The organism is Pseudomonas sp. NIBRBAC000502773, from assembly GCF_006517195.1.
Lineage (GTDB): Bacteria > Pseudomonadota > Gammaproteobacteria > Pseudomonadales > Pseudomonadaceae > Aquipseudomonas > Aquipseudomonas marginalis.
In genome coordinates, this window is the sequence record NZ_CP041189.1 from 3,839,870 (window position 1) to 3,860,968 (window position 21,099).

Here is a 21,099-nt window from a genome sequence, read left to right on the forward strand (position 1 = left end):
GGCGGCTTACCTTTGGAGGAATTGGCCTGAGTCTAAGTGCGCGAATAAAGACGGGATAGCAAGATTGATCTGGGTGATGAAGAGGCAGAACGCGGGGAGGGGAATTGAAATGCGATCAAATGTGGGAGGGGGCAAGCCCCCTCCCACATTCAGTTAGCCGATGGTCATCAGGCTGGCATTACCGCCTGCCGCTGCGGTGTTAACGCTCAACGCACGCTCGATCACCAGGCGCTCCAAGGCAATTGTGGTCTCGCCTTGGGACAAACCATGCACCCCGACAATCGCCCCGCCACGCTGCGCCACTTGCTGGCACACCCCACGCAGTTGGTCGGAATCGCCGTGGTGCAGGACGGCGTCAAACACCACCTCGTCCTTGGTCCAGTCGGCCACGCGCTTGATTTTCGCCTGAATCTCCTTCGGCAGGCGTGGGAACACGGCCTTGGTCAGGTCGGTTTCCGGCCATACCGCCGAACCGCCGACGGCCAATACCGCCGCCAGTTGAGTCAACAGATCGCCTTCCACGTCCGCCAGGCACAGTACGTGCTCGCGGGGCAGGATGGCGTAGCTGTTGCGCTCGCCGGTCGGGCCGGCCAACTGACGGGTGATACCGCTTTGGGATTGCGCGGCGAACTGGCTGCACAGCGCACTCAGTTCGCTGAACTTATTGCTGTCGGCCCAGGTTTTCAGGGCGGTCAGCGGTTGGCTCATGGCGTCGCGCAGGCGTACATCCGGTGCCGCCAGCTTGTCGCCACGTACAAAGGATTGCTCGATCGCATCGGTAGGACGGGTCGACAGCAAGCGGTACAGGTACAGCGGACCACCGGCTTTCGGGCCTGTGCCCGACAGGCCTTCGCCGCCGAACGGCTGCACGCCGACCACGGCACCGACAATGTTGCGGTTGACGTAGACGTTACCGGCATTGACGTTGTCGATCACCTTGGCGATGGTCTCGTCGATACGGGTGTGTACGCCCAGGGTCAGGCCATAGCCGGAAGCGTTGATCTGGCCGATAAGCTGGTCGATCTCCTTGCGCTTGTAGCGCACCACGTGCAGCACCGGGCCGAAGATCTCCCGTTGCAGTTCGTCGAAGCTTTCCAGCTCGATCAGGGTGGGCATCACGAAGGTGCCGCGCTTGATTTCTTCACCGTCGGCAATCGCCACCTGGTACACATTGCGGCCTTTGTCGCGCATGGCCTGGATGTGTTTCTCGATGCCGGCCTTGGCTTCGGCGTCGATTACCGGGCCGATGTCCACCGACAGGCGCTCCGGGTTGCCCAGGCGGCATTCAGCCATGGCGCCCTTGAGCATTTCGATCACGCGGTCTGCCGAATCTTCCTGCAGGCACAACACGCGCAGGGCCGAGCAACGTTGACCGGCGCTGTCGAAGGCCGAGGACACCACGTCGATGACCACCTGTTCGGTGAGTGCCGAGGAGTCGACGATAATTGCGTTCTGGCCGCCGGTTTCGGCGATCAGCGGGATCGGACGGCCCTGGGCATCCAGGCGTCCGGCGACATTGCGTTGCAGCAGGCGCGCGACTTCTGTGGAGCCGGTGAACATCACGCCCTTGACGCGATCATCACCCACCAGGCGCGCACCGACGCTTTCACCCTGGCCCGGCAGCAATTGCAGCACGCCTTGGGGAATACCGGCTTCGAGCAGGATGCGCACGGCTTGTGCAGCCACCAGCGGGGTTTGTTCGGCTGGCTTGGCCAGTACCGGGTTACCGGCGGCCAGTGCGGCAGCCACTTGCCCACTGAAAATCGCCAGCGGGAAGTTCCACGGGCTGATGCACACCACCGGGCCCAGTGGGCGGTGGGCGTCATTGGTGAAGTCGTTGCGTGCCTGCACCGCGTAGTAGCGCAGGAAGTCCACGGCCTCACGCACTTCGGCGATGGCGTTGGCGAAGGTCTTGCCGGCTTCGCGGGCCAGCAGGCCCATCAGCGGCTGGATCTCGCCTTCCATCAGGTCGGCGGCACGTTCCAGGATCGCGGCGCGTTCGGCGGGCGGGGTGGCCTGCCAGATCGGGCCGGCGCTGATGGCGCACTGGATCGCGTTGTCGACGTCTTCGACAGTGGCTTCTTGCACGTGACCGACCACGTCACGCAGGTCGGACGGATTCAGTACGGGGGTCGCCGCTTGTTCGCTGGCGGCGCAACCGAGCATCGGCGCGGCCTTCCAGTTGTTGTGCGCGGTGGCGAGCAGGGCGCAGGACAGCGATGCCAGGCGGTGTTCGTTGGCCAGGTCGATACCGGCCGAGTTGGCACGGTCGCCGCCGTACAGGTCACGGGGCAGCGGGATACGCGGGTGCGGCAGGCCGAAGCCGCCTTCCAGCGTCGCCATCTGCTCGATGCTGGCCACTGGATCGGCCACCAGCTCCTGGATCGAGATGGACTGGTCGGCGATGCGGTTGACGAACGAGGTGTTGGCGCCGTTTTCCAGCAGGCGACGCACCAGGTAGGCCAGCAGTGTTTCGTGAGTGCCGACCGGTGCGTATACGCGGCACGGACGGTTCAGCTTGCCTTCGGAAACCTTGCCTACTACCTGCTCGTACAGCGGTTCACCCATGCCGTGCAGGCATTGGAACTCGTACTGGCCGGGGTAATAGTTCTGACCGGCGATATGGTAAATCGCCGACAAGGTATGGGCGTTGTGCGTAGCGAACTGCGGGTAGATGACTTCCGGTACCGACAGCAGCTTGCGTGCACAGGCAATGTAGGAAACGTCGGTGTACACCTTGCGGGTATACACCGGGTAGCCTTCCAGGCCTTCGACCTGGGCGCGCTTGATCTCGCTGTCCCAGTACGCGCCTTTTACCAGGCGGATCATCAGGCGATGGCGGCTGCGGCGTGCCAGATCGATGACGTAGTCGATCACATACGGGCAACGCTTCTGGTAGGCCTGGATCACGAAGCCAATGCCGTTCCAGCCGGTCAACTGCGGTTCGAAGCACAGACGCTCGAGCAGATCCAGCGACAGCTCCAGGCGGTCGGCTTCTTCGGCGTCGATGTTCAGGCCGATGTCGTATTGCTTGGCCAGCAGGGTCAGGGACAGCAGGCGCGGGTACAGCTCATCCATCACGCGCTCGTACTGTGCACGGCTGTAACGCGGGTGCAGGGCCGACAGCTTGATGGAGATGCCCGGGCCTTCATAAATCCCACGGCCGTGGGAGGCTTTGCCGATGGAGTGAATGGCTTGCTCGTACGAGGCCAGGTATTTCTGCGCGTCGTGTTCGGTGAGGGCGGCTTCACCGAGCATGTCGTAGGAGTAGCGGAAACCCTTGGCTTCGAATTTGCTCGCGTTGGCCAGGGCTTCGGCGATGGTTTCGCCGGTCACGAACTGCTCGCCCATCAGGCGCATGGCCATGTCGACGCCCTTGCGGATCATCGGCTCGCCGCTTTTGCCGATGATGCGGCTCAGGGATGAGGTGAGACCGGCTTCGTTATGGGTAGCGACCAGTTTGCCGGTCAGCAGCAGGCCCCAGGTGGCGGCGTTGACGAACAGAGACGGGCTGTTGCCCAGGTGCGGATGCCAGTTGCCGGTGCTGATCTTGTCGCGGATCAGCGCATCGCGGGTGCCTTTGTCCGGGATCCGCAGCAGCGCTTCGGCCAGGCACATCAGGGCTACGCCTTCCTGGGACGACAGCGAGAATTCCTGCAGCAGGCCCTGAACAATCCCGGCACGGCCGCCGGCACTCTTCTGATTGCGCAGTTTTTCCGCAATCGACGCGGCGAGCTTGTTGGTGGCTTCGGCCATTTGCACCGGCAGGCGGGCCTGTTCGATCAGCATCGGCACCACTTCCGGCTCGGGGCGACGGTAAGCGGCGGTGATCGAAGCGCGCAGTACGGATTGCGGCAGGATGCTCTCGGCGAACTCAAGGAAGCACTGGTGGGCGTGGTCGCTCTGGACTTCGCCTGCGTCGTCAGCGTCCTTGCTGCTCAAACCGTTGAGCTCGGTCAGGGTTGCACCACCCTCGAGTTTCTCCAGGTAATTGAAAATCGCCTGCTTGATCAGCCAGTGCGGCGTGCGATCAATGGAGGTCGCGGCCGCCTTGAGGCGTTCGCGGGTCGGGTCGTCGAGTTTGACCCCAAGGGTGGTCGTAGCCATTTTCTTATCCTCATGGGTGCCACTACCGAGTGGCATCAGCTGGCGGCAAGATTAGCTTTGCTCAGGGAGAGGTGCAACCGGGTGCAACCCATTTTGTTGATGAATTTTTCGTCGCTTGATCGGAAAAAAATGGCCGCCGACGGAATCCGCTTCGGCTTGGTGCATTTGCTTCTGAGATCGGCTGTTCTTGCTCCGAAAAGGAGCAAAAAAGGGGCGTTTTGCGTGTTTTACACTTGGGTGCAACTTATTCCCAAGAAACTGGTTGCACCTTATTTGCTTTGTTGAATAGCATTCGCGCCCAAGGTGCAACCGGCTTTAGGGTTTGGTTCATCGGCTGGCGGCTTTCCTGGGGAAACGTCAGTCATAAATGCGCGGCACGCAGTTACGTTTACCTACTTCCAGTAGGTGGCCGTCTGACAGACCGCCGCTACATAAAAACAAAGCCAGGGCGTCACTCCTATGAGCGTTAGTAATCCAACCCTGATCACGTTCGTGATCTACATCGCAGCAATGGTGCTGATCGGCTTCATGGCCTATCGCTCCACGAACAACCTTTCCGATTACATCCTCGGCGGTCGCAGCCTCGGGAGCGTGGTGACTGCCTTGTCAGCCGGTGCTTCCGACATGAGCGGCTGGTTGTTGATGGGCCTGCCGGGCGCGATCTACATGTCCGGCCTGTCGGAAAGCTGGATCGCCATCGGCCTGATCGTCGGTGCCTACCTCAACTGGCTGTTCGTGGCCGGTCGCCTGCGGGTACAGACCGAGCACAACGGCGACGCTCTGACCCTGCCGGACTACTTCTCCAGCCGTTTCGAAGATAAAAGCGGCCTGCTGCGGATCATCTCTGCGGTCGTGATTCTGGTGTTCTTCACCATCTACTGCGCGTCCGGCATCGTGGCCGGTGCCCGCCTGTTCGAAAGCACCTTCGGCATGTCCTACGAGACCGCGCTGTGGGCCGGCGCTGCGGCGACGATTGCCTACACCTTCGTGGGTGGTTTCCTGGCTGTCAGCTGGACCGACACCGTACAAGCCACGCTGATGATTTTCGCGCTGATCCTTACGCCGATCATCGTGCTGCTGGCCACCGGTGGTGTCGACACCACGTTCCTGGCTATCGAAGCCAAGAACCCCGACAACTTCAACATGCTGAAAAACACCACCTTCATCGGCATCATCTCGCTGATGGGCTGGGGCCTGGGTTACTTCGGCCAGCCACACATCCTCGCGCGCTTCATGGCGGCGGATTCGGTGAAGTCGATCGCCAACGCGCGTCGCATCTCCATGACCTGGATGATCCTGTGCCTGGGCGGCACCGTAGCCGTGGGCTTCTTCGGCATCGCCTACTTCTCGGCGCACCCGGAAGTGGCGGGCCCGGTCAACGAGAACCACGAGCGCGTGTTCATCGAACTGGCCAAGTTGCTGTTCAACCCATGGATCGCGGGCGTACTGCTATCGGCCATCCTGGCTGCGGTCATGAGCACCCTGAGCTGCCAGTTGCTGGTGTGCTCCAGCGCCCTGACCGAAGACTTCTACAAGACCTTCCTGCGCAAAAGCGCTTCCCAGCTTGAACTGGTCTGGGTCGGCCGCCTGATGGTACTGCTGGTGGCCTTGATTGCCATCGCCATGGCCGCCAACCCGAACAACCGTGTGCTGGGCCTGGTGAGCTACGCCTGGGCCGGTTTCGGCGCTGCATTCGGCCCTGTGGTGCTGATCTCGGTGATCTGGAAGAACATGACCCGTAACGGCGCACTGGCCGGGATCCTGGTCGGCGCGGTCACCGTGATCGTGTGGAAGCACTTCGAACTGCTGGGCCTGTACGAAATCATCCCAGGCTTCATCTTCGCCAGCCTGGCGATCTACGTCGTGAGCAAGCTGGGCGCACCGACAGCGGGTATGGTCGAGCGCTTTGATGCGGCGGAAAAAGACTACAACCTCAACAAGTGATTCGCCGGGCGCTGAGCGCCTGTCGAGATAAAAAACGGCTCGCGTCCTTTGGACGGGGGCCGTTTTTTTTAAAGTTTTGAGGTCAAACAGCGCGGATCACAGGCTCAGCTGATTGCCGAAATGAAAGATCATCGCACCGACAGCTCCAACTAGACCTGTGAGGGCCATTCCGTGAAGTGCGAGTTTCAGATTGCGCGGAAACTCCTTGACCTGTTTTGCGTTAATAACGCCACGTTTTGCGTTCCACTTCGGCAGCGCGATTGCTATATAGACGGCACATAGTCTGCCTAATCTTCCTGTTAGGTTGTCACCAAAAATACGCCTGTAGTTGTTTACCAGGCTGCACTGGTCCAACAAATCTTCCATCCTTTCCAATTTTCGATAGGCCAGGAAAATATCGAGAATGACCGCTGTAAGCATTGAGCCCGCCGAGACCAGCGCTACTTGATCTTTTGCGGGGAGGCTGAGGACGTACTCAATACTCATACAGGACTTCTCCGGCGGCTGCGCCGACCTCGCTTCCCAAGTTACCTAAAGCAAAGCCCATTGCTCCCCCTGCTATCAGAAGGCAGCCCAAGGCAAACGGCCCGGTTGTCGGGGCCATTACGGCTATACACAAACCCATTCCCATCTGGCCTCCGATGATTCCCCCTGCGACCCCGAACGTTAATTTACCTGCCTCCACATACTTCGCTTTTCTGCATTGCTGATCTCTCCCAGTAGAGCACGCCTCCTTGATCTCCAGCGCCGTCGCTGTCGTACTCAGTGCTATTCCCAGCGGTGTACCGTTTTTAAGCAATTTTGCTGTCTTGGAGACCCGCGCAATAGTTTTGCTGTACTGATTTATCTCCCCACTATGCAAGTAGCTCTTAGTCGAAATTCCCAGCATTTTCTTGATCGAGCCTTCATTCCTCAGGCCTGTTCCATAACGCGCAAAGCTGCGCATCTGTGCTTCCAGCTTGGCAAATAGAACTTGGCGTCGAGCCAGGAAATCATCTCTTGCAGCACCTCCTCCACGACGCAATGATTGTTTGTGCAGTGCATCAATTTCATCGAGCGTGTTCACTATTGCCTGTAAGTGTCGGCTCCAAGCATCGCCTGCAGTACCTATCCCTAGTGATGCGTAACCCAGCAGTTTTTGTAGCAGGTCGTAGTTGTGCAGAGCGAAGGCATCTGCGCCTTCGGCCATTACGCTATGACGAATGTCCCAGGCGGCGCGCATCAAGCGTGACTCTTCCAAGGTACAGCTCGCAGTGCTTTCGTCCCCGATGATGACTAACTGCCCTGGCAGTACAACAACATTGCGAATATGAGTATTGAGGGCATCAAACTTCGCTTCGGCGTGTTTGCTCAATCGTAGTTTTGCCTTGAGCTCCACTGAGGTTTGTCGATGGTCATTGATGAATGCATAGGGGGGAGGCATTACACACTTCCCCGTGATGCAGATTGGCTTGAAGCGAGGTGATTGCATGCCATGAAAACATTCTTTTGTGAATGAACATGGCTGCACAATTTAAATAGCCACCTGGAGGGTGTCTTGGTTATGGCGGATGAATTTCGGGTGGTTTTTTGTCTTTAGGAAAAGGGCTACAGAGCTGCTTCTGAGTTCTGTCAGACGCGTGTGTTTTTACTGAGGCTCGGTGTGCAATTACCTGCCGAAAAGCCATGAAAGAGTGAAGCTAGGAATTGGAAACCCGGCGCGTAAGGATTTACTGATTTGTTCGCGCTGCGGTCGGTTCGATAAGTGACTGGTACAGAATCTCCCGCCCACCCCTCGCAGAGAAACACCGGATGTTCGCTCCTGCCAATCAAAGTGCCTTTACCCTGACCCTCGACGGTGTGCCAAGTGAACTCAAGGTGTTTGAGTTCCAGGGCCGCGAAGCCATCAGCCAGCCGTATCGTTTTGATCTTGAACTGGTCAGCGAACAGCCCGACCTGGACCTGGAAAGCCTGCTGCATCGCCCGGCATACCTGGGCTTCGACGCTCACGGCCGTGGTGTCCACGGCCTGGTTTATCGGGTGGCGCAGGGCGATTCCGGGCGGCGGCTGACGCGTTACCAGATCAGCCTTGTGCCGCAGTTGGCCTATCTCGCGCACAGCAGTCACCAGCGGATCTTCCAGCACAAGACGGTGCCGCAGATCATTGCGCAGGTGCTGGCGGAGCAGCGGCTCCATGCGGACCAATTCGAATTTCACCTCAGTGGTGCCTATCCCGAACGCGAGTATTGCGTGCAGTTTGGCGAGAGCGACCTGGCCTTCATTCAGCGCCTGTGTGCCGAGCAGGGGATTCACTATCACTTCCAGCATTCGCACGAAGGGCACCTGCTGGTGTTTGGCGATGACCAGACCGTTTTCGCCTCGCCAGATCAGCCTACGCCCTACATGCCGGGCTCCGGGATGGTGGCGGATACGCCGGCCATCAAGCGCTTTGCGCTGCGGTTGGAAACCCGCACCACTGCGGTCAACCTGCGTGACTACGACTTTCTCAAGCCGAGCCTGGTGCTGGAGAGTGGCGTGGTCGGCGAACAGCTTCCACGGTTTGACGCGCAGGCCTACCCCGGTCACTTTTCCGATCGCTCCCACGGCAAATACCTCGCGCAACGTGGCCTGGAGCGGCACCGTAGCGACTATCGAATAGCCCGTGCCAGCGGCGATGACCCTGCATTGAGCAGCGGCCGGTTCTTCAAGTTGACCGAGCATCCGCGGGACGAATGGAATGACGTGTGGCTGGTGACGCAAGTGACCCACGAAGGCAGACAGCCCCAGGTTCTGGAGGAGGCTGTCACCGAGGTTGGCGGTAGAGATTTTCTTCAGGGGTATCGCAATGAATGTGTGGCGACTCCGTGGGACGTGATCTTCCGCCCACCCTTGCCTGAGCAGGCGCGGCCGGCGTTGTCGGGTTATCAAAGCGCGGTGGTGACCGGCCCCGTCGACAGTGAAATCCACTGCGACGAATACGGCCGGGTCAAGGTGCAGTTGGCCTGGGATCGCGCTGGGGCGCATGACGATCATTCCAGCTGTTGGCTGCGGGTGGCCAGCGGTTGGGCCCATGACCGCTATGGCTCGGTACTTATCCCGCGAGTGGGCATGGAAGTACTGGTGGGGTTCGCCAATGGCGATATGGACATGCCGCTGGTAATGGGCTGCCTGCCGAACGCGGCGACACCGGTCCCCCTCGACCTGCCGGCAGACAAGACCCGCAGCATTTTCCGTAGCCAGAGCAGCCCCGGTGGTGGTGGCTACAACGAACTGCGCATCGAAGACCGCAAGGGCGCCGAGGAGATCTACCTGCGTGCCCAGCGGGATTGGACCCAGCATGTGCTGCATGACCAGCAGGTGCAGATCGACCATCAGCGCCGCATCAGGGTGGGCGGTGAGTCGCACCATGAAGTGCAAGGCGAAGAGCAGCGCATCACCCATGGCAACCGTTTGACGGAACTCAAGCAGGACGACCATCTGGTGGTCGGCGGTTCGCAGCAGATGCGGGCCGGACGGACCATCCGGATGGGCGCCGGGCAGAGTGTTGTCATTGATGCGGGCGCGAGCGTGACAATCCAGGCCGGTGGGCAGTCGATCACGCTGTCGGCAGAGGGGATTTTCAGCAGCACGCCCATTCAACTGGGAGGCGCGCCTGCTCCGGCGGCGTCGCCATTGATGCCTGGGGTGAAAGCGGCGTTGCTGGCGGTTATACCCGCACCGCTGAGCCGGATACAGGTCGCCAGCCTGAAACGGAGCGCGCCGTTTTGTGAAGAGTGCCAACGCTGCAGTGACGGGCAGTGTGCCCTCCCATTCCATTCAACCTTAAAAGGAATTTACCCTGATGTCCCAACCCTTGAGCCCCGATGACTGGCTGGCACAATTCCCTCTACTCCCCAATGAGCGGCTTTACGTGGTACTGAGCAGTGCCAGCGACGCGAAGCCGCTGGCTGCGTGGCAAGTCTCGGCCGGCGGGATGTTGCCTCAAGCGCTCTGGGCAGGCACGGCCTATGCCGGGTGGGATGAGGTGATGCCCTACGCAGGGGTTGTCGAACCCGACAATGCCTTCCTCGATTGGATCGCTACCACTGACGCTTCGGACTGGGGTTGGCTGGCGGTATCGTCCAGCCCGTTGGAAGTCGTCGTTGCTCACCTGCAAGGCCTGACCAAGATAGTGCTTCCCGATAAGCGGAGCGTGTTCCTGCGCTTCTGGGATGGCGCCCAGTTTCTGCCGATTGTGCAGAAACTGGGCGATGAAATCGGCGCAGTACTGCCCGTGTTCCAGCGCTATCTGATCAATGGCCAGCCGTTGAGCGTGGCGACGCCATCGGTCACTGCGGCCAAGGCCAGCCCTTGGTGGCGCGTGCCTGATGCGTTATTGGCGCACTTGGCCGCGCAGTCGCCGCAGACCCTGATCGACAACCTGCTGCAGTGGCTGGAAGAGCAGCGCCCCGACCTGTATGCCGCTTTTACGCCGGCGACCTTGCAGCACAAGGTCGCCTACTTCGCGCGCAGTACGGACATCAGCGCTGAAGCGCTGGCGGGCTACCTGGACTCAGAGCTGAGTTGAGGTCAGCGCCTGTTGCAGGTCGTCGATCAGGTCTTCGACCGCTTCGATACCCACCGACAGGCGAATCATTTCCGGCTTTACGCCGGCCTTGGCCTGTTCCTGTTCGTTCATCTGTCGGTGAGTGGTGGAAGCCGGGTGGCAGGCCAGGGACTTGGCGTCGCCGATGTTGACCAGGCGCTTGAAGATTTGCAGGGCGTCGTAGAAGCGCACACCGGCATCAAAGCCGCCTTTCAAACCGAAGGACAGGATCGCCGACGGTTTGCCCTGCATGTATTTCTGCGCCAATGCGTGGTGCGGGTGGTCCGGCAGGCCGGCGTAGCTGACCCATTCCACCTGGGCATGGCCTTGCAGGAATTGCGCGATTTTCAGGGCGTTTTCGGTGTGGCGCTCCATGCGCAACGCCAGTGTTTCCAGGCCTTGCAGCAACAGGAAGGCATTCATCGGCGCCAACGCTGCACCGGTGTTGCGCAGCGGTACGGTGCGGGCACGGGCGATGAAGGCGGCGGGGCCGAATTTTTCGGTATAGACCACGCCGTGATAGGCCGGCTCGGGCTGGTTGAGGCCGGGGAATTTATCCGCGTATTTCGTCCACGGGAACGTGCCGCTGTCGACAATTACACCGCCCAGGGAGTTGCCATGGCCGCCGACGTATTTGGTCACCGAGTGCACCACGATGTCGGCACCGAACTGGATCGGCTTGCACAGGATCGGCGTGGCCACGGTGTTGTCCACCACCAGCGGCACGCCGCGGGCATGGGCGACGTCGGCCAGGGCTTCGATGTCGATGATATTGCCCGCCGGGTTGCCGATGCTTTCGCAGTACACCAGCTTGGTGTTGTCGTCGATCAGTTCGGCGATGGCGGCGGCGCTGTCGTCCCGGGCGAAGCGCACCTCCACGCCAAAGCTCGGCAGCAGGTGAGCGAACAGCGTGTAGGTGCCACCGTAGAGTTGCGGTGTGGTGACGATATTGTCACCCGCACGGGTCAAGGTCTGGATGGCATAGTGGATCGCCGCGCTGCCGGCCGAGACGGCCAGCGCTGCGATACCGCCTTCAAGGGCGGCGATGCGCTGCTCTAGCACATCGTTGGTGGGGTTCATGATGCGCGTGTAGATATTGCCGGGTACGTCCAGGTTGAACAGATCGGCGCCGTGTTGGGCGTTATCGAATTCGAAGGCGACGTTCTGGTAGATCGGCACGGCGACCGCCTTGGTGGTTGGGTCCGACTTGAAACCGTGGTGCAGTGCGATGGTGGCGTCTTTCATGATTGTTATTGACCTCCCTGGAGTGGTGGATGGCCACAATAAATCCGCCTCGCCGTCGACATTTAGATTTTTTTCAACGGGCTGCCTGTGTTTGCGGCATAAGCACCGCCCGGCATGCGGCCCTGCACCTTTGCGCCCGTAGAAGGTAAACTTCGCCCCCTGCGCAGGAGCAACCATGAATTATCGTCACGCCTTTCACGCCGGCAACCACGCCGATGTCTTCAAACACCTGACCTTGACCCGCCTCATCGCCCTGATGTCGCGCAAGGAGCAGCCGTTCGCCTACCTCGACACCCATGCCGGGATTGGTCTGTACGACCTGCAAGGTGATCAGGCCAATCGCACGGGTGAGTACCTGGAAGGTATCGCGCGTTTGTGGGGCGCCGACGATCTACCAGCGTTGACCGCCGATTACATGCGCGTGCTGCACGAGATGAACCCCGATGGCCAGTTGCGCTACTACCCGGGCTCGCCGGAGCTGGCGCGCCGCCTTACGCGCCCCCAGGACCGCGTGCTGCTCAATGAAAAGCACCCGGAAGATGGCGTGCTGCTCAAGGACAACATGAAGGGCGATCGTCGGGTCAAGGTTCATTTGGGCGAAGGCTGGCATGTGCCGCGTGCCCTGTTACCGGTGCCGGAAAAGCGCGCGTTGATGCTGATTGATCCGCCGTTTGAACAGCTCGACGAAATGCAGCGCTGCGCCGCCGCCCTCAAGGAAGCCGTCAGCCGTATGCGCCAGACCGTCGCGGCGATCTGGTACCCGGTGAAGGACCAGCGCATGCTGCGCCGCTTCTACCAGGACCTGGCCGGCACCGGTGCGCCGAAGTTGCTGCGCGTGGAATTGCTGGTGCATCCGCTGGACACGCCCAACACCCTGACCGGCTCGGGCCTGGCGATTGCCAACCCGCCGTGGGGCCTGGAAGAGGAGTTGCGCGAGCTGCTGCCGTGGCTGTCCAAGAAGCTTGGCCAGACCCAGGGTGGGTGGCAGATGGATTGGCTCATAGCTGAGTAGTTGTAAGCCTCAAGCCTCAAGCTGCAAGTGAGAGCAGAAAACACCACTTGCAGCTTGAAACTCGCAGCTCCGATCTTCAGATCGGGCAAGTCACCCCGGTACCGCCGATCCCACAGTAGCCCTGTGGATTCTTCGCAAGGTACTGCTGGTGATACGCCTCGGCGAAGTACACCGTTGGCGCCTCGTCGATCTCGGTGGTAATCACACCCAGGCCCGCTTTGGTCAGTTCAGCCTGATACGCCTCGGCACTGGCCTTCGCCGCCGCCAGTTGTTCAGGCGTGGTCGCATAGATCACCGAGCGGTACTGGGTGCCGATGTCGTTGCCCTGGCGCATGCCCTGGGTCGGGTTGTGCAGTTCCCAGAACATCTTCAGCAGGTCTTCGTATTTCACCTTGGCCTGGTCATACACCACCAGCACCACTTCGCTGTGGCCGGTCAGGCCCGAGCAGACTTCTTCATACGTCGGGTTCGGCGTGAAACCACCGGCATAGCCGACCACGGTGCTGACCACGCCATCGCGCTGCCAGAACCTGCGCTCGGCGCCCCAGAAACAACCCAGGCCGAAGATCGCGAAGCCGACGTCGTCGACGAATGGGCCCAGCAGCGGGTTGCCGTTGACGAAGTGCGTCTGCGGCAGGTTCATCGGGGTTTCACGACCGGGCAACGCTTGTTCTTGAGTAGGCAGCACGTTTTTGTTCACCAGAATTTCCGAGCGCAAGACCATGGGCAGTCCTCTCGTCAGGTTGGGTTAGCGGTAAATTTCAGACAGCCAGTGTGCCCGAGTGTTACAGCGCTGTCAGGCGATTGGCCCGCGTGGATAGCGTCTAAGCTTCTCGAGCAGCTCTGCACCGGGGATCGGCCGGTCGAACAGGTAGCCCTGGCCAACGTCGCAACGGTGCCGACGCAGGAACGCCAGTTGCTCGGCGGTCTCGATGCCTTCGGCCACCACCTTGAGCTTGAGGTTGTGGGCCATGGCGATCACGGCCGAGGTGATTTCCATGTCGTCCTGGTTGTCCGGGATTTCGTGGATAAAGCTGCGGTCGATCTTGATGATGTCGATGGGGAATTTTTTCAGGTAGCTCAGCGACGAGTAACCGGTGCCGAAGTCGTCCATGGCCAGGGTCAGGCCGAAGCTCTTGAGCTGGTCCAGTTGCAGGCGCGTGTCTTCGGTTGCTTCCAGCAGCAGGCCTTCGGTCAGCTCCAGTTCCAGCAGGTTGGCCGGCAGCTGTTCTTCCTTGAGGATCGTGGCGATCGAGGCCACCAGGTCCGGGTCGGAGAATTGCTTGGGCGACAGGTTGATCGCCACCTGCAGATTGCCCAGGCCGGCGGCGCTCAGTTGCTTGCTCATGCGGCAGGCCTGGCGCGCGATCCATTTGCCGATCGGGATGATCAAGCCGGTCTCTTCGGCGACGCTGATGAACTGATCGGGGCGGATCATGCCCTTTTCCGGATGGTTCCAGCGCAACAGCGCTTCCATGCCCAGCAAGCGGCCGCTGCGCAGGCACAGCTTGGGCTGGTAGAACACGTCCAGCTCGTTCTGGGTCAGGGCACGACGCAGGTTGTTCTCCACGAACAGCTTGTAGCTGGCCTCGGCATTCAAGGCTTCGGTGAACACCTGTACCTGGTGTTTGCCGTTGGCCTTGGCTTTGTGCAGCGCCAGGCCGGCGTTGCGCATCAGGGTCTGCGGGTCGCGGCCGTGCAGCGGCGCACAGGCCAGGCCCACGGAGCCGGTGACGCTGATCAGTTGGTTGTCGACGAACATCGGTTTGTCGAGGGTCGCCAGCAACTGGCTGGCCACCTGCTGGCCGGTTTCCAGGTCAGTGTCGTCCAGCAGCACCGCAAACTCGTTACTGGCAAAACGCGCCAGGCTGCCGCTGGCACTCAGGCTGTTGCGCAGGCGGCGGGCCAGGCTGATCAGCAGCTTGTCGCCGGTCTGGTGGCCGAGGCTGTCGTTGATGCGCTTGAAGTTGTCGATGTCCACCAGCAACAGGCTGATCGGGCTGTCGCTGTCGCGGGCAAAGCGCTCATCGAGGTTGCGGATGAATGCCGGACGGTTGCCCAGGTTGGTCAGGTTATCGGTGTAGGCCAGGCGTTCGATGCGCTGCTGGGCCAGCTTGTTCTGGGTGATGTCTTCGTAGATGCCGATGTAGTGGGTCAGCTCACGGTTGTCGCCATACACCTTGGAAATCGACAGCTGGCCCCAGTAGGGCTCGAGGTTTTTACGTCGGCTCTTGAACTCGCCCTGCCAGCTGTTGCTCTTGGCCAGGCTCGACGGTGCGTCGAACAGCAGTTCGCTGAGGTTTTCCAGGGCCGGCAGCTGGGCCAGGCGGTGGCCGTGGACCTCTTCGGCGCTGTATTGGGTAATCGCGGTAAAGCTTGGGTTGACGTACTCCACCACGCCGTCGCAGTTGACCAGCAAAAAGGCATTGGCGCTTTGCTCCACGGCACGTTGGAACAGGTGCAGGGCGCTGGTGGCGGTACGGCGGTTGTGGTTGTTGATCACTTGCGCGAACTGGTCGGCCAGTTCGCCGGCAAAGGCAATTTCATCGGCCTGCCAGACACGTGAGCTGCCACCCTGTTCCAGGCACAGCACACCGACCACCTGGCCGTCGACGCGGATGCTCGCATCGAGCATGGCGTGGATATCCTTGGCGCGCAGGTTCTCGGCCATTTCCCGGGTGCGCGGGTCGCGCATCGCGTTGGTCGCGTCGATTGCGCGGCTGGTGTGCAGGGCTTCCAGGTAATCCGGAAAGCAACTGGCGTCGATGGGCTCGGGCAGGTGGTGCTGCTGGTCATCGCGGTGGTAGGCCGAGATCGGTACCAGGCGCTGGCCTTCGAGGTTCCAGATGCTGGCGCAGTCGATCTGGTAGATGTCACAGGCGCTGCGGGTGATCAGCTCTGCGGCTTCCTGCAGCGAATTGTTGGCGGTGTAGCGCTGGCGGGCCAGCAACAGGATCAGCTCCTGCTGGGCGCGCACCCGCTCCAGGTGCTGCAGTTGTTCCTGCTGGGCGCGCTGGTTGAGCTCCAGGGCGATCTGCAGGCGGCTGTTCTGGCTTTCCAGGTCCTCCGTCGGGGCGGGCAGGGAGACTTCGTTGAACAGGCCGTCGACCACCATCAGGTAGCCGCGCAGCAGATGGCGATTGTGTTGTTTGTAGGCTTCGCCCATTTCCAGCAGGCTCAGGGGGCCATCGTTGGTGTGCAGGGTGTAGCGCACCAGGTAGTGAGGGCTGTCGCTCAGTTGCTGTTGGATGGTGTCGTGCAGTTGGTAGCGCGCCTGAGGCTCCATCAGGCTGGCGAAGGGGGTGCCGAGCAGCGCGCACAGCTCGACCGCCGATAGGCCGAATTGGCGCTCGCAGTTAGGGTCGAGGTACAGAAGGGCCCAGCTTGCCTCATTAAGCCGCTCGAAACGCAGCATACCGAGGCGCGAAGGCACCGGTAACTGCGTCACTACCTCGGCCGCCATACGGGCGACATCGGGTTGGCTTTTCATGGGGGGAACTCACTTCAAATAACGCGCACGGCGCCGGGCTCACGCCCTCTTTACTGTTGCCTGCGGCAAGGTTGCATCATGCGGCGCGGGCTGACAAGAGAGGATGAAGGCTAAGTGCTATAAGGGGGTTATCGGCCGGGCGGGGGAATTCTTCAGTCAGGATGACAGAAGGTGTACAACCCTGTTCTGTCTGTAGAGAAAAGCAAAAAAAGCCCCGCCAAATTGACGGGGTTGAGGTACGAGCGTGGCGCTCGGAAATCGGTGCAACCAGGCCTCCCCGATGAAAGGGAGGCCGCAGTGGCTTACAGCAGGATGGTGCGGATGTCGTTCAGCAACTGGCTCAGGCGCTGGGTGAAGCGTGCGGCGGCCGCGCCGTTGATCACACGGTGATCGTAGGACAGCGACAGTGGCAGCATCAGCTTCGGCTGGAACGCTTTACCGTCCCAGACTGGCTGGATGGTGGCCTTGGAAACACCCAGGATCGCCACTTCCGGCGCGTTGACGATTGGCGTGAAGCCCGTACCGCCAATGTGACCGAGGCTGGAGATGGTGAAGCACGCGCCTTGCATGTCGTCTGCAGTCAGCTTTTTGTCACGGGCCTTGGCCGCCAGTGCAGCCGCTTCGGCAGCGAGTTGCAGCAGGCTCTTCTGGTCGACGTTCTTGATGACCGGTACCAGCAGGCCATCCGGCGTGTCGACGGCAAAGCCTACGTGCACGTACTTCTTGCGGATGATCGCCTTGCCGCTTGGCGCCAGCGAACTGTTGAAGTCCGGCAGCTCCTTGAGCAGGTGCGCGCAGGCCTTGAGCAGCAGCGGCAGCACGGTCAGTTTCACGCCGGCCTTCTCGGCCACGGCTTTCTGCGCAACGCGGAAAGCTTCCAGGTCGGTGATGTCGGCCTGGTCGAACTGGGTCACGTGCGGGATGTTCAGCCAGCTGCGGTGCAGGCTCGACGCGCCGATCTGCATCAGGCGGGTCATCGGCACTTCTTCGGTCTCGCCGAAGCGGCTGAAGTCCACCACCGGGATCGGTGGAATGCCCGAGCCGCCAGTAGCAGTGCCGGCAGCCGGAGCTTCCTTGGCTTTCTGCATCATGGCTTTGACGTAGACCTGCACGTCTTCCTTCAGTACGCGACCGTGGGGGCCGGTGGCCGACACAGCGTTCAGCTCGACGCCGAATTCACGCGCCAGTTGGCGAACCGCCGGGCCTGCGTGAACCTTGGCACCGCTTGGCGCCGGTGCGGCAGCCGCAGGGGCCGGAGCGGCCTCGGCTTTTGCAGTCGGTGCAGGGGCGGCAGCGGCCGGAGCGGCTTCAGCCTTGGCCGCCGGAGCAGCAGCCGGTGCTGGAGCAGCGGCAGGCGCAGCGCCTTGTACTTTCAGCTTGAGGATGAAGTCGCCCGTGCCGACTTCGTCTTCCAGCTTGACCGCGATGCTTTCCACCACGCCGGCAGCCGGCGATGGGATTTCCATGGAGGCCTTGTCGGACTCCAGGGTGATCAGCGACTGGTCGGCTTCGACGGTGTCGCCGACCTTGACCAGCAACTCGATGATCTTGGCCTTGCCCGACGAGCCGATGTCCGGAACATGAATGTCCTGGACGGTGGCTTCGGCCGGAGCGGCAGCCGGGGCTGCAGGAGCCTCGGCTGCAGCGGCAGGTTTTTCCGCGGCAGGTGCCGGAGCAGCAGCGGCAGCAGGAGCCGCCGCAGGGGCCGCATCAGCGGCACCTTCGATTTCCAGTTCCAGCAGTTCGTCGCCTTCTTTCAGGCGGTCGCCCAGCTTCACTTTCAGGCTCTTGACCACGCCGGCCTTGGGAGCAGGGATTTCCATGCTCGCCTTGTCCGATTCCAGGGTCAGGATGCTCTGGTCGGCTTCGACGGTGTCGCCGACCTTTACAAACAGCTCGATTACTTCACCTTCACCGCTGCCGATGTCAGGTACGCGAATGAGTTCGCTCACAAAAAGTCTCCTCAGCAGTCCAGTGGGTTGCGTTTTTCCGGGTTGATCCCGAACTTGACGATAGCGTCTGCTACCACCTTGGGTTCGATCTCACCGCGGTCAGCCAAGGCTTCCAGGGCTGCCAACACCACGAAGTGACGGTCGACTTCGAAGAAGTGACGCAGCTTCTTGCGGCTGTCACTGCGACCGAAACCGTCAGTGCCCAGGACTTTGAATTCCTTGGACGGGACCCACTGGCGAATTTGTTCAGCAAACAGTTTCATGTAGTCGGTAGAGGCAATGACTGGACCTTTACGGCCGGCCAGGCACTCTTCGACATAGCTCTGCGCAGGCTTCTGGCCCGGGTGCAGGCGGTTGTTGCGCTCTACGGCCAGGCCGTCGCGACGCAGTTCGTTGAAGCTGGTAACGCTCCAGACGTCGGCACCGACGTTGAACTCTTCACGCAGGATCTTCGCCGCTTCACGGACTTCACGCAGGATGGTGCCGGAGCCCATCAGCTGCACGTGGTGCGCCGCTTCCTTGGTGTCTTCTTCGAGCAGGTACATGCCCTTGATGATGCCTTCTTCCACGCCGGCCGGCATGGCTGGCTGCTGGTAGGACTCGTTCATCACGGTGATGTAGTAGAAAACGTCCTGCTGCTCTTCGGTCATCTTCTTCATGCCGTCCTGGATGATCACCGCCAGCTCATAGCCGTAGGTTGGATCAAAGGTGCGGCAGTTCGGGATGGTGGCAGCCAGGATGTGGCTGTGACCGTCTTCGTGTTGCAGGCCTTCGCCGTTCAGTGTGGTACGGCCGGCGGTACCGCCGATCAGGAAACCACGGGTACGGCTGTCGCCCGCTGCCCAAGCCAGGTCGCCGATACGCTGGAAACCGAACATCGAGTAGAAGATGTAGAACGGCAGCATCGGCTGGTTGTGGCTGGAGTACGAAGTACCGGCAGCGATGAAGGAGCTCATGGCGCCCGCTTCGTTGATGCCTTCTTCGAGGATCTGGCCCTTCTTGTCTTCCTTGTAGAACATCACCTGGTCTTTATCGACTGGCTCGTAGAGCTGGCCGACGGAGGAGTAGATGCCCAACTGACGGAACATGCCTTCCATACCGAAGGTACGGGCTTCGTCCGGGATGATCGGCACGATACGCGAGCCGATTTCCTTGTCCTTGACCAGCTGCGCGAGGATCCGCACGAAGGCCATGGTGGTGGAGATTTCACGGTCGCCCGAGCCGTCCAGGATTGCCTTGAGGGTATCCAGCGGAGGTGTCGGGATGTTGAAGCTCTTGGCGCGGCGCTGTGGCACGAAACCGCCCAGTGCGGTACGACGCTCGCTCAGGTAGCGGGCTTCGGCGCTGTTTGCCTCAGGCTTGAAGAACGGCAGGTTCTCCAGCTCTTCGTCCTTGACCGGGATGTCGAAGCGGTCGCGGAACAGCTTCAGGCTTTCAACATCAACCTTCTTGGTGTTGTGCGCAGTGTTTTTCGCTTCGCCGGCACCGGTGCCATAACCTTTGATGGTCTTGGCCAGGATGACGGTCGGTTGTTCTTTGTGGTTGACCGCTTCGTGGTACGCAGCATAGACCTTGTACGGGTCGTGGCCGCCACGGTTGAGTTTCCAGATCTCGTCGTCGGACAGGTCGGCAACCATCGCCTTGAGTTCAGGCGTGTTGAAGAAATGTTCACGTACGAACGCGCCGTCTTTGGCCTTGTAGTTCTGGTACTCGCCGTCGATGACTTCGTCCATGCGACGTTGCAGGATACCGTCGACGTCCTTGGCCAGCAGTGGGTCCCAGAAACGGCCCCAGATGACCTTGGTCACGTTCCACTGGGCGCCGCGGAACACGCCTTCGAGTTCCTGGATGATCTTGCCGTTGCCGCGAACCGGGCCGTCGAGGCGCTGCAGGTTGCAGTTGATGACGAAGATCAGGTTGTCCAGCTTCTCGCGGCCGGCCAGGGAGATGGCGCCCAGGGATTCCGGCTCGTCGCACTCGCCGTCGCCCAGGAAGCACCAGACTTTCTGCTTGCCTTCCGGGATGAAGCCACGGGCTTCCAGGTACTTCATGAAACGTGCCTGGTAGATCGCCTGGATCGGGCCAAGGCCCATGGATACCGTCGGGAACTGCCAGAAATCAGGCATCAGCCAAGGGTGCGGGTAGGACGACAGGCCCTGACCGTCGACTTCCTGGCGGAAGTTGTTCATTTGCTCTTCGCTGATGCGACCTTCCATGAACGCACGGGCGTAGACGCCTGGCGAGGTGTGGCCCTGGAAGTAGATCAGGTCGCCGCCGTGTTCTTCGGTCGGGGCCTGGAAGAAGTAGTTGAAGCCGATGTCATACAGGGTTGCGCTGGAAGCGAAGCTGGAGATGTGACCGCCCAGGTCAGAATCTTTCAAGTTCGTGCGCATTACCATCGCCATGGCGTTCCAACGTACCAGCGAGCGAATGCGGCGTTCCATGAACAGGTCGCCAGGCATGCGTGCTTCGTGGGTAACGGGGATGGTGTTGCGGTATGGCGTGGTGATGGCGTAGGGCAGTTGCGAGCCGCTGCGGGTCGCGAGTTCGCCCATACGGGTCATCAGGTAGTGAGCACGGTCTTCGCCTTCTTTGTCGAGAACCGATTCCAGGGCGTCCAGCCATTCCTGGGTTTCGACGGGATCGAGGTCTTGCATGGCTTGCTCCAGGGCGGAAAGGCTACCAGAATCGGTTGCCTGAAGTTTGCGACTGGCCTTGTGGGCAGACGACATAAATTCTTGGATGGCCGAAGGTTGCTTCGGCGTCCTGTAGTTTTACTACAAAT

General features: G+C 60.8%; 12 protein-coding genes. 4 read left to right on the plus strand and 8 right to left on the minus strand.

Going from position 1 to position 21,099, the window contains the following annotated elements:
• Positions 1-153: 153 nt before the first annotated feature.
• Complete coding sequence (putA, locus tag NIBR502773_RS17670) at positions 154-4,107, minus strand: trifunctional transcriptional regulator/proline dehydrogenase/L-glutamate gamma-semialdehyde dehydrogenase (RefSeq protein WP_141156562.1); 3,954 nt, start codon at positions 4,105-4,107, stop codon at positions 154-156.
• Between the two features lie 459 nt (positions 4,108-4,566).
• Between putA and putP the strand changes: the two genes are divergently transcribed.
• Entirely contained in the window at positions 4,567-6,051 is a 1,485-nt protein-coding gene (gene putP / locus NIBR502773_RS17680) for a sodium/proline symporter PutP (RefSeq protein ID WP_115486442.1), read from the plus strand.
• A gap of 96 nt (positions 6,052-6,147) precedes the next feature.
• Here the strand turns inward: putP and NIBR502773_RS17685 are convergent, their stop codons facing one another.
• Positions 6,148-6,537, minus strand: a complete 390-nt coding sequence (locus tag NIBR502773_RS17685) for a hypothetical protein (RefSeq protein ID WP_141156563.1) — start codon at positions 6,535-6,537, stop codon at positions 6,148-6,150.
• Positions 6,527-7,474: a hypothetical protein gene (locus tag NIBR502773_RS17690; RefSeq protein ID WP_141156564.1), complete on the minus strand. Its 948-nt coding sequence runs from the start codon at positions 7,472-7,474 to the stop codon at positions 6,527-6,529. Before NIBR502773_RS17690 ends, NIBR502773_RS17685 begins: the two co-directional genes overlap by 11 nt.
• A gap of 368 nt (positions 7,475-7,842) precedes the next feature.
• Here NIBR502773_RS17690 and NIBR502773_RS17695 point away from each other — a divergent pair, with 368 nt between their 5' ends.
• Together NIBR502773_RS17695 and NIBR502773_RS17700 are read left to right on the plus strand one after the other, a co-directional pair.
• Entirely contained in the window at positions 7,843-9,897 is a 2,055-nt protein-coding gene (locus tag NIBR502773_RS17695) for a type VI secretion system tip protein VgrG (RefSeq protein ID WP_141156565.1), read from the plus strand.
• The gene (locus NIBR502773_RS17700) at positions 9,872-10,597 is read left to right on the plus strand and encodes a DUF4123 domain-containing protein (RefSeq protein ID WP_141156566.1); all 726 of its coding nucleotides are present in this window, start codon (positions 9,872-9,874) and stop codon (positions 10,595-10,597) included. The genes NIBR502773_RS17695 and NIBR502773_RS17700 overlap by 26 nt, the downstream gene beginning before the upstream one ends.
• Here NIBR502773_RS17700 and NIBR502773_RS17705 read toward each other — a convergent pair.
• Entirely contained in the window at positions 10,583-11,860 is a 1,278-nt protein-coding gene (locus NIBR502773_RS17705) for an O-acetylhomoserine aminocarboxypropyltransferase/cysteine synthase family protein (RefSeq protein ID WP_141156567.1), read from the minus strand. The genes NIBR502773_RS17700 and NIBR502773_RS17705 overlap by 15 nt on opposite strands.
• Positions 11,861-12,035: 175 nt before the next feature.
• Here NIBR502773_RS17705 and NIBR502773_RS17710 point away from each other — a divergent pair, with 175 nt between their 5' ends.
• Complete coding sequence (locus NIBR502773_RS17710) at positions 12,036-12,872, plus strand: 23S rRNA (adenine(2030)-N(6))-methyltransferase RlmJ (RefSeq protein ID WP_141156568.1); 837 nt, start codon at positions 12,036-12,038, stop codon at positions 12,870-12,872.
• A 76-nt stretch (positions 12,873-12,948) separates the two neighbouring features.
• On the opposite strand, the gene msrA is transcribed toward NIBR502773_RS17710, so the two are convergent.
• The 4 genes from msrA to aceE form a co-directional block, all read right to left on the minus strand.
• Positions 12,949-13,596 (minus strand): peptide-methionine (S)-S-oxide reductase MsrA, encoded by a 648-nt coding sequence (msrA, locus tag NIBR502773_RS17715; protein ID WP_115486437.1) that lies wholly within the window; start codon positions 13,594-13,596, stop codon positions 12,949-12,951.
• Between the two features lie 72 nt (positions 13,597-13,668).
• Positions 13,669-16,362 carry a bifunctional diguanylate cyclase/phosphodiesterase gene (locus tag NIBR502773_RS17720; RefSeq protein WP_141156569.1) on the minus strand — a complete coding sequence of 898 codons (2,694 nt, stop codon included), beginning with the start codon at positions 16,360-16,362 and terminating at the stop codon, positions 13,669-13,671.
• Between the two features lie 302 nt (positions 16,363-16,664).
• The gene (aceF, locus tag NIBR502773_RS17725) at positions 16,665-18,314 is read right to left on the minus strand and encodes a dihydrolipoyllysine-residue acetyltransferase (RefSeq protein WP_141156570.1); all 1,650 of its coding nucleotides are present in this window, start codon (positions 18,312-18,314) and stop codon (positions 16,665-16,667) included.
• An 11-nt stretch (positions 18,315-18,325) separates the two neighbouring features.
• Positions 18,326-20,971: a pyruvate dehydrogenase (acetyl-transferring), homodimeric type gene (gene aceE / locus NIBR502773_RS17730; protein WP_065940828.1), complete on the minus strand. Its 2,646-nt coding sequence runs from the start codon at positions 20,969-20,971 to the stop codon at positions 18,326-18,328.
• Between the last annotated feature and the right edge of the window lie 128 nt (positions 20,972-21,099).

What these genes read in the sequence shown, in the direction of transcription:
- NIBR502773_RS17710 (WP_141156568.1), top strand. Translation starts at nt 12,036, where the DNA reads ATGAATTATCGTCACGCCTTTCACGCCGGCAACCACGCCGATGTCTTC.
- msrA (WP_115486437.1), bottom strand. Translation starts at nt 13,596, where the DNA reads ATGGTCTTGCGCTCGGAAATTCTGGTGAACAAAAACGTGCTGCCTACT.
- NIBR502773_RS17685 (WP_141156563.1), bottom strand. Translation starts at nt 6,537, where the DNA reads ATGAGTATTGAGTACGTCCTCAGCCTCCCCGCAAAAGATCAAGTAGCG.
- NIBR502773_RS17690 (WP_141156564.1), bottom strand. Translation starts at nt 7,474, where the DNA reads ATGCCTCCCCCCTATGCATTCATCAATGACCATCGACAAACCTCAGTG.
- NIBR502773_RS17705 (WP_141156567.1), bottom strand. Translation starts at nt 11,860, where the DNA reads ATGAAAGACGCCACCATCGCACTGCACCACGGTTTCAAGTCGGACCCA.
- aceE (WP_065940828.1), bottom strand. Translation starts at nt 20,971, where the DNA reads ATGCAAGACCTCGATCCCGTCGAAACCCAGGAATGGCTGGACGCCCTG.
- putP (WP_115486442.1), top strand. Translation starts at nt 4,567, where the DNA reads ATGAGCGTTAGTAATCCAACCCTGATCACGTTCGTGATCTACATCGCA.
- NIBR502773_RS17695 (WP_141156565.1), top strand. Translation starts at nt 7,843, where the DNA reads ATGTTCGCTCCTGCCAATCAAAGTGCCTTTACCCTGACCCTCGACGGT.
- NIBR502773_RS17720 (WP_141156569.1), bottom strand. Translation starts at nt 16,362, where the DNA reads ATGAAAAGCCAACCCGATGTCGCCCGTATGGCGGCCGAGGTAGTGACG.
- NIBR502773_RS17700 (WP_141156566.1), top strand. Translation starts at nt 9,872, where the DNA reads ATGTCCCAACCCTTGAGCCCCGATGACTGGCTGGCACAATTCCCTCTA.
- putA (WP_141156562.1), bottom strand. Translation starts at nt 4,107, where the DNA reads ATGGCTACGACCACCCTTGGGGTCAAACTCGACGACCCGACCCGCGAA.